10 protein-coding genes and 1 tRNA gene are annotated in these 11,849 nt (G+C 63.1%); 5 read left to right on the top strand and 6 right to left on the bottom strand.

Going from position 1 to position 11,849, the window contains the following annotated elements; all coding sequences use genetic code 11:
- Window positions 1-63: 63 nt before the first annotated feature.
- Window positions 64-1,626 (top strand): CehA/McbA family metallohydrolase, encoded by a 1,563-nt coding sequence (locus tag SB659_RS06315; protein ID WP_410549822.1) that lies wholly within the window; start codon window positions 64-66, stop codon window positions 1,624-1,626.
- 46 nt (window positions 1,627-1,672) lie between these two features.
- Here SB659_RS06315 and SB659_RS06320 read toward each other — a convergent pair whose 3' ends face one another.
- From SB659_RS06320 to SB659_RS06340, 5 genes are all read right to left on the bottom strand, one after another.
- Window positions 1,673-2,440, bottom strand: coding sequence for a glucosamine-6-phosphate deaminase (locus SB659_RS06320; protein ID WP_284978344.1), 768 nt, complete (start codon window positions 2,438-2,440; stop codon window positions 1,673-1,675).
- A 6-nt stretch (window positions 2,441-2,446) separates the two neighbouring features.
- Window positions 2,447-3,481 carry an ROK family protein gene (locus tag SB659_RS06325; RefSeq protein ID WP_410549823.1) on the bottom strand — a complete coding sequence of 345 codons (1,035 nt, stop codon included), beginning with the start codon at window positions 3,479-3,481 and terminating at the stop codon, window positions 2,447-2,449.
- A complete protein-coding gene (locus SB659_RS06330; protein ID WP_410549824.1) occupies window positions 3,478-4,923 on the bottom strand; it encodes an APC family permease in 1,446 nt (481 codons plus the stop codon). The genes SB659_RS06325 and SB659_RS06330 overlap by 4 nt, the downstream gene beginning before the upstream one ends.
- Window positions 4,924-5,073: 150 nt before the next feature.
- Window positions 5,074-6,249: an ROK family transcriptional regulator gene (locus SB659_RS06335; protein WP_410549825.1), complete on the bottom strand. Its 1,176-nt coding sequence runs from the start codon at window positions 6,247-6,249 to the stop codon at window positions 5,074-5,076.
- A 237-nt stretch (window positions 6,250-6,486) separates the two neighbouring features.
- A tRNA-Leu gene (locus tag SB659_RS06340) sits at window positions 6,487-6,569 on the bottom strand.
- A 256-nt stretch (window positions 6,570-6,825) separates the two neighbouring features.
- Here SB659_RS06340 and SB659_RS06345 point away from each other — a divergent pair.
- Together SB659_RS06345 and SB659_RS06350 are read left to right on the top strand one after the other, a co-directional pair.
- On the top strand, window positions 6,826-8,130 hold the full coding sequence (locus tag SB659_RS06345) for a M20/M25/M40 family metallo-hydrolase (RefSeq protein ID WP_410549826.1): 1,305 nt from the start codon (window positions 6,826-6,828) through the stop codon (window positions 8,128-8,130).
- Between the two features lie 60 nt (window positions 8,131-8,190).
- Window positions 8,191-9,351, top strand: a complete 1,161-nt coding sequence (locus SB659_RS06350) for an acyl-CoA dehydrogenase family protein (RefSeq protein WP_284978339.1) — start codon at window positions 8,191-8,193, stop codon at window positions 9,349-9,351.
- 20 nt (window positions 9,352-9,371) lie between these two features.
- Here SB659_RS06350 and SB659_RS06355 read toward each other — a convergent pair whose 3' ends face one another.
- Window positions 9,372-9,605: a DUF5703 family protein gene (locus SB659_RS06355; protein ID WP_284974678.1), complete on the bottom strand. Its 234-nt coding sequence runs from the start codon at window positions 9,603-9,605 to the stop codon at window positions 9,372-9,374.
- Window positions 9,606-9,644: 39 nt separating this feature from the next.
- On the opposite strand from SB659_RS06355, the gene SB659_RS06360 reads away from it, so the two are divergent.
- Together SB659_RS06360 and SB659_RS06365 are read left to right on the top strand one after the other, a co-directional pair.
- Window positions 9,645-9,899, top strand: coding sequence for a hypothetical protein (locus tag SB659_RS06360; protein WP_284978338.1), 255 nt, complete (start codon window positions 9,645-9,647; stop codon window positions 9,897-9,899).
- Window positions 9,900-10,112: 213 nt separating this feature from the next.
- Entirely contained in the window at window positions 10,113-11,795 is a 1,683-nt protein-coding gene (locus SB659_RS06365) for a sugar transferase (RefSeq protein WP_410549827.1), read from the top strand.
- The last annotated feature ends 54 nt before the right edge of the window (window positions 11,796-11,849 follow it).

Raw genomic sequence — 11,849 nt, forward strand, 5'->3', positions numbered from 1 at the left:
GGTTCAAGTGATATTTCCCATCACGTAGCCTGCCGTTCAGGGAGCGTGGTGAAACTCGGGCGAGTGAGTTCACCATGTAAAGCCCACGAGGCTGAGAGTGTTTTCCCGTCCCCTTCCCGCCGCGGATTCCTCGCCGCCGCGCTTGCCGGCGCCGCAGTGACCCTGGCACCGATGTCCTTCGCCGCTGCCGACACAGGCACCAGCAAGACCAAGACCATCACCGGCCACTTGGATCCGGGTGCCGCCGACTTTGTATACCTGCCGGTTGAGGTTCCTGCCGGCGTCAACAAGATCAGCGTGTCCTACAGTTACAGCAAGCCAACGGTCACGCCGGGCCTGCTCTCCAACGCCTGCGACATCGGCGTCTTCGATCAGAACGGCACCGACCTCGCCGGGAAGGGTTTCCGCGGCTGGTCCGGCGGATTCCGCACGGAGTTTTTCATCAGCGCCGCCGAAGCCACCCCCGGCTACTTGCCGGGTCCGGTCGGTAAGGGCACCTGGAACATTGCCTTGGGGCCCTACCAAGTGGCGGAACAGGGCATGGACTACACCGTCAACGTCACCCTCGACTACGGGCCCGACGGCACCCCGTTCTCCCCGCAGTACCCGCCAAAGCAGGTCAACGGCAGGGGCGCTGGCTGGTACCGGGGCGACGCGCACCTGCACACCATCTACTCCGACGGCAAACGCACCCCGGCCGAGGTTGCCGCCGGTGCGCGGGCCGCGAAGCTCGATTTCATGATCAGTACCGACCACAACACCCCTGCCTCCCACGGAGCCTGGGGCCCGCTGGCCGGGAATGACCTGCTGATCCTCACGGGCGAGGAAGTCACCACCCGGAACGGACACTACCTGGCACTGGGAATCGAACCGGGGGACTGGATCGACTGGCGCTACCGTGCCCGCGATAAGGGTTTCGAACAGGAGGCGCAGCACATCCACGCTTCCGGCGGCCTTGTAGTCCCGGCCCACCCCTACTGCCCTTACGTCGCGTGCCGTTGGAAGTTCGGCTACGACGATGCCGACGCCGTGGAGGTTTGGACCGGCCCCTGGACCGCGGACGACGAGTACGCCATCAACACCTGGGACTCCATGCTCGCAACGTCGATCCGCAACGGTGGCCGATGGATACCAGCCATGGGCAACAGTGACGCCCACAGTGAGCCACAGGTCATAGGCTTGCCGCACAATGTGGTCAACGCGACAGCGCTCTCCCATGACGCCATCCTGGAAGGCATCCGGAAGGGCCGCACCTGGATCGCGGAGTCCGCCGACATCTCCTTGGACCTCACCGTGGCCGGCGGCGGCGGGAAGGCAACCGTCGGGGAGCGGCTCGACGTCAAGGCCGACACCCCCGTGACCGTGACCATCAACATCAGCGGTGTCCCCAACGGCGTCATCCGGATCATCACCGACGAGGGCCAGACCCAGCAGGTCACGCTCCCGGCTTCCGGCCAAGGCACCCACACCTGGGTCACCACGCCGCAGCTCTCCGCCTATGTCCGGGCCGAAGTACGCCACCCCATGGTCGATGGCACCCCCAACAACGGAACCAACATGGGCACTACACTGCTGCTCGGGCCCATGGCCGCGTTGACCAACCCGATCTTCCTCGGGGCCAAGTAGGCCAACTCGCGCCGGACGACACACGCATGGAAGTCCTGGACGTGGACTAGCGGGCGGCAGCGGACGCTTGTGGTGCGTATTTCGTCAGGACCTCAAGCGGAAGCATGCCGGCCGCCGCCCGGTCCAGGACGAGGGTGACCTTAGGGTGCAGCTGCAGGAGGGACGCCGGCATTTCTTCAGTGACGGGTCCCAAGAGCGCACGGTTTACCGCCTGCGCCTTGTCCTGACCTGTTGCGACGAGCAGGAGGTGCCCCGCCTCTTGTATGGTTCCCAGTCCTTGGGTGATGGCGTGGGTCGGCACGTCGTCAAGGGAAGGGAAGAAACGGGAGTTCGCTTCGCGGCTGTCTTGGGTCAAGGCGACCACGCGGGTCCGCGAGTGAAAGCTGGACCCTGGTTCGTTGAACGCCAGGTGTCCGTTCCGCCCGATCCCCAGGATCTGGAGGTCGATTCCGCCAGCGGCCCGGATCCTGGCTTCGTATTCCGCGCTGGCGGTTCCGGCGTCGTCCATGGTCGCTTGTGGCACGTGGACGCGTGCGGAAGGAATAGCCAGGGGTTCACTGATGTGCTTGCGGACAAAGCCGGCATAGCTCTGTTCGTGGCCCGCCGGGAGACCCAGGTACTCGTCAAGGGCAAAACATGTGACTGCGCCGAAGTCCGGGCCAGGGTGGTCGGCCAGGTATTGATAGAGCGGAAGCGGCGATGATCCGGTTGCCACGCCCAGGACGGTGTGCGGCTCCGCCTGGACATGAGCCCAGACGTGCATAGCTGCTGCACGCCCGAGTGCGGCTGCTGATTCAGCGACAGTTATTCGCACGGTCTTTTACACTCCGGCTTCGACTGGCTGTGATGTGACAGAAGCGACGACGTCGGCCTCGCCTAGGGCGGTGGCCGGTACCTGCACGGTCGGGACCGGGATCTGGAGGCTGTTGTAAGCGAGAAGGAGCGCGCCCAACATCGACAGGTCATTTGCGGCCGGAGACACTGTGACCGCAGGGGGGTAGGGTACGAATTCGTTGAGGGCATCGCGCAGGCGCGGCATGAAGACGTCACCGGCCGCGGATACTCCGCCGCCGATCGAGATAACGTCAGGGTCCAGGGCGATCGCCAGGTTGCAGACAGCGTGGGTGATCTGATCGATGAATTCCTCGGCCAGCCCCGCTAGGGCGGGCTGCCCGTGATCGCCTGCGGATGCAATGACCGTGGAGGCCGGGAGGTGTTGGCCGGTTGCTTCCAGTGCCCGGGCACTGAGTGCCCGCCCGGAAACTGCATCTTCCAAGGGTGCGATTCCGCTGCGGTGTCCGCGGTGGTGCGTGGCTGTTGACGGGATCAAGTAACCAATTTCCAGCGCTGCGCCGTTGGCACCCAGCAGGGGCTTGCCATCGATGACGGCCCCCGCCGAAATGCCGGTCCCGACGTTGATGTAGAGGCCGCAGCGGGCGCCCTGCATCTCACCCCATTGGTAATCGGCCATTGCGGCGGCCTTGACGTCGTTCGCCCATGCGACGCTCCCGACCCCGAGCTGCGAGCTGATGGTCTTGGACGGAACGGCTGCGTCCAACCCAGGATTGTTGGGCGTAAGTTCGATGCCGTTTTCGCCCACCACGCCCGGGGTGACGAGCCCCACAGCGCTGGCGCACACCTCATCTCCAAGGAGTTGGGCCGAGACCTCCAACGCCGCGCCGAAGCATGCTTTGACATCCCTGATGACGTCCGAAGCGGCACGACCGGCGGGACCGCTGGCTTCGGCAATATGCAGGATAGTGCCGTCAAGGGTGGCCGCGCAGACTTTGACCTTGGTGCCGCCGATGTCGATGCCCACGGCCAAGGGCACTGGGCTGCTTCCATGGGCACTCATGCGCTGATCCCCGAACGGATTTCTTCGTCGACGTCGTTCTTTTCCACCGGCAGCGGACCGAAGGGCCAGGTCTTTTCACGCTTGGCCCAGATGAAGAAGCTGATCGCACCGACCGCCACCCATGCGAGGGACAGCTCGATGGGGTGCAGGCCGGGAGCGTTGATGTCGGAGTAGAAGTAAATGACCAGCCACCCAAGCCCTGCGACGATCAGCGGCGCCGGGTAGAGCCACATCTTGTAAGGCCGGACGACGTCGGTTCGGCGGCGGAGGACGGCGACCGCAGCTACTTGCCCGAGGGCCTGAACCAGAACCATGACCGCCGTAAGGAGTTGAATGAGCGCACCAATGTTGGTGGCCCGGCCGATGAGGAAGCCGACGGCGGTCATGACGCCCATGGCGACGAGACCCGCCACGGGAAATTCCTTGGTGGGGTGCAGCTTGGCAAAGACCTTGAAGAAGACTCCGTCCCGCGCCGCGTCGTAAGGAACGCGTGAGCCGGCGAGGAGGCCGACCATGAGGGAGGCGAAAGCCGTGATGAGAATGAAGGCAGTGACAACGAGGGCAACTTCACTTCCCCAGGTCCGCTGCAGGACCAGCGAAACGAGCGATTGGTAGGCCATGGAGTTGGTATCGAGCATTTCCTGCCACCGCACGACGCCCAGGACGCCGATCTGCATGAAGAGGTAGATGACCATGATTCCCACCACCGAGAAGACGACCGAACGGGGAATGGTCCGGCCTGCGTTTTTGACCTCAGCGCCCATGTACGAGGACGTGTTGTAACCGAGGTAGTCGTAGATGCCGATGGTCAGGCCTGCGACGAAGGAAACCCAGAAACCGCCGGAGGTGATATCGAAGGCTCCGGCCGGGAAATCCATCACCTGGGCAAGGTTGAAATGCGTGAGGCAAGCGGCGATGACGGTGAGGACCGTCAAGATCATGACCGCCCACAGAACCACGGTGAGTTTGCCCAGGGACTCGATGCGGCGCCAGAGGACCACCGTGATGAACACGATGAGGGCCAACCCGATGAGGGTCCCCGTCCCGTCATCCATGCCCGGTGCCAAGTACCCGAGGTACTGCACGAACCCGATCACGCCGGTGGACATCACGAGCGGTATGAAGAGCACGGCCGACCATACGAAGAGGAAGGGCATTAGGCGTCCGGTTCGGTACTTGAAGGCTTCCCGCAGGTAAACGTACGTTCCGCCGGAGCCTGGCATTGCGGCTCCCAGCTCAGCCCAGATGAGCCCGTCGGCCAAGGCCAAAACGGCTCCGGCGATCCAGCCAACCACGGCCTGGGGACCGCCGAAAGCAACGATCATGGCAGGAATTGTGATGAAGGGGCCGATCCCCACCATCTGTGACATGTTGAGCGCGGTTGCTTGGAAGGAACCGATACGACGGCGCAGCTGGGGTGCGCGCGCAGGAATAGACGCCATTGTGAATCCTTAGGAAAGGGGCTGGATCCGTGCCGGAGCGAGGGACGGAGAGAGCCGTAGAAGATTCATCAATCGTAAAACAGTTTTCCAATCATGGTCAAGGGTCAGTCCGGATTAAATTTCCAGCCCAAAATCTTCAGTTCCTGAGTGCTACAGGCCGGCGGCAAGTGTGTCCCACGCCAACTCGATGCCCTTCGTTTCCGCCCCGTGCAGGGTGGCTGCCTCACCCGCGGTGCTCACCTCCACCGGAGGGATGTTTACTGTGAGCAGCCGAGTGAGGTCGTTGCGAACGGCGTCCGCCAGTTCCGGGCCTCCTTGGAGGCCGATGCTGCCGGTCAGGACCACCAGCGGGGGATCGACGACGAGGATGAGGGCCGTGAGGGCGTAGGCAATGAGCCGCGATTCGGCGGCCAGGGCTTGTGTGGCAGCCGGGTCACCGAGTTTCGTCGCCTGCACCACTTCGTGGACCCCGGCGAATCGGTGACCAGCGTCTGCAGCAGAGAGCAATGCATCAACGGACGCGGCTTCTTCCAGTGGTCCGCGCGGGGATGGGTCGCCCGACTCGACCGGGTCCACGCGCAACGGCAGGAACGCGATTTCCCCGGCAAGCCCGTGAGCGCCCGGCATGGGTTGGCCCCCGAGTACCACCGCCGCGCCCACCCCGGCTCCCACCGAGAGCAGCACGAAGTCTTTAGTCCCGCTCCCAGCCCTCGCCTGGCCCTCTCCGAGCGCGGCCAGATAGACATCTTTCATGATCAGCAAATGGGGACCGAAAAGCTCCTGGAGGGCGGCTAACGTCGAGGGGGCATCCCACCCGGGAAGGTTGGACGCGTGCCTCAGCCGGCCCGACACCGGGTCCACCACGCCCGGACTGCCGAGCACGGAGTAGACCACCGAATCCCGTTCGGCGCCTGCTTCTTTCAGCAGGCGGCTCATGGCCCTGTCCAGGGCACGAAGGACGTCTTCGGCCGATCCCGACTCGGACCGCTCCCGGACGGCTCCGCGTGGGCGCCCGCTCAGGGTGCACAGCCCCAAACGGACCCATTGCGTTCCAATGTCCCCGGAGAGGACCAGGCCTGCGTGTTCGTCCACTGCCCAAAGGAGGGGTGCTTGACCGGACCGCCCTTCCTTAAAGCCTTGGGGGCTCACGAAGCCCGCAGCCTGGAGCGTCCGCAGGGCGGCGCCAACGGTCGGCTTGGATAGGCCGGTCCTTTTACCGATCTCAGGCGCCGTGGTCAGTCCCGCGATCCGTACGTCATCGAGGACGACTCGTTCGTTAGTGCGCTTCAGGTCCGTTGCCCGCACACCCTGGACCAATGAGTTCACCTGGACATCCTTATTATTTTCGACGGCGAAGTACGCGCGGGGAGCTGATCATTGGCCCCACCGGGTGCCCCGTTGGGGCCGCATTGTCGCTCGATGGGATTTTCCCGCCCTGCTCGACAATAACAGCGGACCTCGGTGCTGGAGCCAGCGACGCAGTCACTACCGTCTTGTGCCGCATCTTTGGGCGGAAACAGGAAAAACCCCTGGAATCCTTGAATTCCAGGGGTTTTTCGTTTGTGCGCGGAGGGGGACTTGAACCCCCACCCCCTTTCGAGGACTAGCACCTCAAGCTAGCGCGTCTGCCATTCCGCCACCCGCGCAGGTGGTATTCAAAGGGCTGTTCACACCTCGCGGTGCTTCACTTTCCTTCGAAGCAGCGAGAAAAACTCTAACACGCTTTCGGGTAGCTGAAAAATCGCGGATGATCACGGGTATAGGCAGTCATGATGCGACTCGTGGCCGCACGTTTCCGCGCGTCGAAGGCCAGTGGGTGAGTAGGCTGATGGGATACGGGCGGGCCGCCGAAAGGTGCCTGGCCTGTCGCCGCACCTGAACCCCAGCCGCGAGGAGAGCTCCATGTCTGTCATCCGCCCCGAAGACGAAGTTATCCGGATTTGCCAGGAGCTGATCCGCATCGACTCATCCAATTTCGGTGACGACACCGGGCCGGGGGAGCGCGCCGCAGCGGAGTACACGGCGGCGCTCATCACCGACGTCGGGCTTGAAGCGGAGATCTTCGAATCGGCTCCTGGCCGGGCCAACGTGGTGACCCGCCTGGCAGGTGAAGACCCTTCCGCTGACGCCTTGGTGGTTCATGGCCACTTGGACGTTGTTCCCGCGCTCAAGGATCAGTGGACGGTGGACCCGTTCAGTGGCGAGCTCAAGGACGGACTGATCTGGGGCCGCGGGGCTGTGGATATGAAGGACATGGACGCCATGATCCTTTCGGTCATGAGGGATTTTGCCCGGACTGGCCGCAAACCCAAGCGTGACATCATCTTTGCCTTCTTCGCCGATGAGGAAGCCGGGGGTAACTACGGCGCACGCTACGCTGTGGAGCACCGACGCGAGCTTTTCGACGGCGCCACCGAGGCGATCTCCGAAGTTGGCGGTTTCTCAGCGACAATCGGTGGTCAGCGGACATACCTGCTGCAGACCGCCGAAAAGGGCCTTTCGTGGCTTCGGCTGTTGGCCCATGGCCGTGCTGGTCACGGCTCGCAGATCAACACCGACAACGCGATCACCCGGCTTGCAGCTGCTGTGACCCGTATTGGCGAGTACAAATGGCCCGTCGAACTGACCCCAACCACCCGCCAGTTCCTCGACGGCGTCACTGAACTCACCGGCGTCGAGTTCGACGCCGACAACCCGGAGATCCTGCTCAAGGAGCTCGGCACCGTGGCCAGATTTGTGGGCGCGACGTTGCAGAACACCTCCAATCCCACGCTGTTGCGCTCGGGCTACAAGCACAACGTGATTCCCGAGTCAGCCGAGGCATTTGTTGATTGCCGGACCCTGCCCGGCCAACAGGAGCAGGTGCTGGAGACCATCAAGGAGCTCGCCGGGGACGGAATCGAGATCAGTTACGTCAATAAGGACGTCTCCTTGGAAGTACCTTTCGCCGGTAACCTCGTGGACGCCATGATTGACGCCCTGCACTCCGAGGACCCGGGCGCCAAGGTTCTTCCCTACACGCTCTCAGGCGGAACGGACAACAAGTCCTTGAGTCGAATCGGCATTACGGGTTATGGGTTCGCGCCCTTGATGCTGCCTGAGGAGCTTGACTTCACCGGAATGTTCCACGGAGTGGATGAGCGCGTGCCGGCAGCGTCCCTCCAGTTCGGCGCACGGGTGCTGAATAAGCTCCTGACCAACTACTAAAGGGCACTCGCGCTGATACGGGACTCACGCTTCTAACCATTCACCAAGGAGGTCTTGCCCATGACGCCCGAAGAGATCCTGCCTGATGCCCTGCTCGAACGCCTGCGCGCACGCGCAGCCGAGTACGACCTCAAGAATGAGTTCTTCCACGAGGACCTGGCGGACTTGGCTGCCGCGGGATACCTCAAGTTGTTTGTCCCAGCCGACGACGGCGGCTTGGGGCTTGGCTTGGAAGCGGTAGCTGCGTTGCAGCAGCGTCTCGCCACGGCGGCCCCAGCCACTTCGTTGGCTATTAACATGCACCTGGTGTGGACCGGCGTCGCCCGTATCATGGCGGCGCATGGAGACGATTCGCTGGCCTTTGTCCTGAGGGAAGCGGGTCAGGGGGAGGTCTTTGCCTTCGGGATTTCCGAGGCCGGCAATGACTCCATGCTCTTCGATTCTGGAACAATCGCTGAACCGCTGGCTGGTGGAGGCTATAGCTTCACCGGCCGGAAGATTTTTACCAGCCTCTCGCGCGGTTGGACCCGGCTTGGGACGTTCGGCAAGGATGCCAGTGCCCGGGACGGCGCGGGGGAGCTCGTCTTCGGATTCCTGCGGCGCGATGAGCCCGGCCACGAGACGCTCGATGACTGGAACACCATGGGCATGCGGGCCAGTGCCTCGAACACCACCGTGCTCCACGGCGCGGAGGTTCCGGCGGAGAGAATCTTCCGGAAGCTGCCAGTTGGGCCAAACCAAGACCTGCTGATCTTTGCCATTTTTGCTTGCTTCGAAACGCTGCTCGCTGCCGTGTACACCGGCGTGGCGGAACGGGCTTTCATGGTGGCAGTGGAGAACGTCAAAAAGCGCGTCTCTGCCAAGTACGGAGGTCGCAGTTACGCGCAGGACCCGGATATCCGGTGGAAAATCGCGGACGCAGCCTTGGCCTTGGACGGCATCTACCCCCAGATCTCGTCACTGGCACGGGACGTGGATTCACTGGTGGATCATGGCCCGCTATGGTTCGCCAAACTTGTGGGCCTGAAGTCCAGGGCCACAGAGAATGCCCGCCGTGTGGTGGATCTGGCCGTCAGGGTGTCCGGGGGCTCCAGCTACTTCCGGGGCTCGGAACTGGAACGGCTGTACCGGGATGTGCTGGCTGGGATCTTCCACCCGTCCAACGACGAGTCCGCCCACAACACCGTTGCCAATGCCTGGCTGGGGCCGTTGGAGAGCTAGTCCCGAGGACGGGAAACGTACTAAACAGTACGCTGGACCGAATAAACCTTGCGCCGCAGCCAAAAGCGCCGACCGCCCCCGAGGTAGAGGACGCTGCGTTCAAGCTCCCATTTGCCGTACTCGGAGTGTTCAGCGAGCCGGCGGCGGGCCTCCGGCAGCGACTCCTGGGGTCCGACGGTCAGTACCAGGTACTCGTACTGGCGGGCGTAGTCTCTTTGGCGCTCCACGGAGCTGCCGGGAAATTGTTCTCTCATCCCTCTCCATTTTCGTCTTTTTCCGGCTAACGTGAAGTCATGAGCATTGATCCGCGTGTCGCGCTTCAGTCACTGTCCGCTGCCCTCGAGGAACACCTTGTTGCCGCTTCTGCGCGTCGCGGCGAGGGCGACCCCAACGTGGAGGCAGCTTTTTTCGCCATCGCTGATGCGTTCGAAGTTTACGAAGACGCTCTGTACGAGGCCTACTCAGAGGTTACTCCCCTCCAGGTTTTCGAAGACGAAGAGGAAGACGAGGACTCCCTGGACGACGACCTCGAAAGCTTGGAAGACTAGCTCCCTTTCACGACCGGCCACCCTTGGGGGTGGCCGGTTTTTTGTTGCCCCTCCAAACCTTCGAACACGTAGTGCCCGGAACCGGAGCAAGTACTCACACGTAGGGCAAACGGGTCTCGCTGCTCAAACTTGAGTACTGACTACTGGTGCGCCTCAGTACCCTCACGGCTTCACTGGTATCTAGGCAGTGGCAGGTCTAAGAAGAGGGCTGACATGGTGAAAGTTTCCGTGATGCGATGGGGCAAGGCTGGGGTACCCAAGAGTGCCCACCGGGCCTCCATAATGCCGGACTTCCAAACAGCGCCTGCCTCGGTCACCGTCAATCCGCCGTCGTCTTCCAGGATTGACAAGTCCGCTGCTGCACAGCGGACTGAAAAGGCGGGGTTGGCGGTCTTGGGTTCAGGGGAGACAACCCTGGACTTCGGGCCGTCAGCCACCCACCGAGACGTGCCCGCACCCTTGCCGCACCGGGAGTCAACCAACTGGGTACATGTGCTGACCAACAGCCTCAGGTTCGCCGACACGGCCCTCGTTGGAGTTGCTGTCCTGGCCGGATACCTGCTCAACACTGAAGGATCCATCCCAGGCGACGGAAGCGCTGGCGACACCCGCCGCTTGCTGCTGGCCTCGGCCTTGGGGCTCGCGTGGCTCACGGCATTGGCCCTTTACCACACCAGGGATCCCAAAGTGCTCGGAGTAGGACCCGAAGAATACAAACGGATCCTCTCGGCGAGTGTCCGCGTCTTCGGTTTCTTAGGCATTGTGGCGGTTGTTTTCCGGCTGGAACCTGTCAGTTCTTTCGTGTTGGTTTCGCTGCCCCTTGGATTGGTGGCCCTGACGGGCACCCGCTGGGGATTCCGTCGTTGGCTCAGCCACGAGAAATCACGCGGACGCTGCCTCTCGCGCGCAATCGTCGTCGGCGAACCGCAGGACGTCCGGTATGTCATCAAGCAAATCAACCGCAGGTCCGGTGCGCCTTATTCGATTCTGGGAGCCTGCTTGCCTGGTGCCCGGCGTGGAGCCGTACTGGCTGTGGACCACTTGCGGGTGCCGGTCCTGGCGTCCATTTACGGCATCGCCAGCACTGTCCACCAAACCGGAGCCAATGCCGTGATAGTGGCGGGGCCAGTCCCTGGGGGCAACCAGTTCATCCAAGAGCTCGGATGGAGGCTGGAGGAAGATTCCGCCGAGCTGGTGCTGGCGGCAACCCTAACCAACGTAGCCGGCCCGCGGATACATTGGCGCCCTGTCGAAGGCCTGCCCCTGATGCATGTGGATATTCCCCACTACTCCGGCGCCAAACATACGCTCAAGCGCGTGATGGACATCGCGGTGGCCGCGGTTGCCCTGGCTGTCCTTTCGCCAGCGCTCTTGGTCCTGGCGCTCATTGTCCGGTGGGACAGCCCCGGGCCTGTCCTTTTCACCCAAGAACGCATCGGGAAGCAGGGCACCACCTTCCGGATGTTGAAGTTCCGTTCCATGGTGGTGGACGCTGAATCCCGGGTGGACGAACTGAGCATGCGTGACGAGGGCGCCGGCGTGCTCTTCAAGATCCGCGGAGATCCCCGCATCACCACGTGCGGGCGCTGGATGCGGAAGTACTCCCTGGACGAACTGCCGCAGTTCTGGAACGTCCTGGTGGGCGACATGAGCTTGGTGGGCCCACGTCCACCGTTGTCGCGCGAGGTCAACGGCTACGAACGCCATACGCACCGGAGGCTGCTCATCAAGCCCGGAATCACCGGGCTCTGGCAGATCAACGGCCGATCGGACCTGCCGTGGGACGAGGCGGTCCGTTTGGATCTCTACTACGTCGAAAACTGGTCCATCGCCGGGGACCTCATGATCATGTGGCGCACTTTTCGGGCCATGACCAGGCCGTCGGGGGCCTACTAGCCAGCCGGCGCCTCCCCTCAGCGGGAGCGGAAACGGCCCAGCCAACCAATGCGT

Origin of the sequence: Arthrobacter sp. SIMBA_036, assembly GCF_046535135.1 — a bacterium.
In the GTDB taxonomy this organism is placed as follows: Bacteria; Actinomycetota; Actinomycetes; order Actinomycetales; family Micrococcaceae; genus Arthrobacter.

Coding starts and splice junctions, on each gene's coding strand:
- SB659_RS06345 (WP_410549826.1), top strand. CDS start 6,826: ATGTCTGTCATCCGCCCCGAAGACGAAGTTATCCGGATTTGCCAGGAG.
- SB659_RS06365 (WP_410549827.1), top strand. CDS start 10,113: ATGGTGAAAGTTTCCGTGATGCGATGGGGCAAGGCTGGGGTACCCAAG.
- SB659_RS06360 (WP_284978338.1), top strand. CDS start 9,645: ATGAGCATTGATCCGCGTGTCGCGCTTCAGTCACTGTCCGCTGCCCTC.
- SB659_RS06325 (WP_410549823.1), bottom strand. CDS start 3,481: ATGAGTGCCCATGGAAGCAGCCCAGTGCCCTTGGCCGTGGGCATCGAC.
- SB659_RS06350 (WP_284978339.1), top strand. CDS start 8,191: ATGACGCCCGAAGAGATCCTGCCTGATGCCCTGCTCGAACGCCTGCGC.
- SB659_RS06355 (WP_284974678.1), bottom strand. CDS start 9,605: ATGAGAGAACAATTTCCCGGCAGCTCCGTGGAGCGCCAAAGAGACTAC.
- SB659_RS06330 (WP_410549824.1), bottom strand. CDS start 4,923: ATGGCGTCTATTCCTGCGCGCGCACCCCAGCTGCGCCGTCGTATCGGT.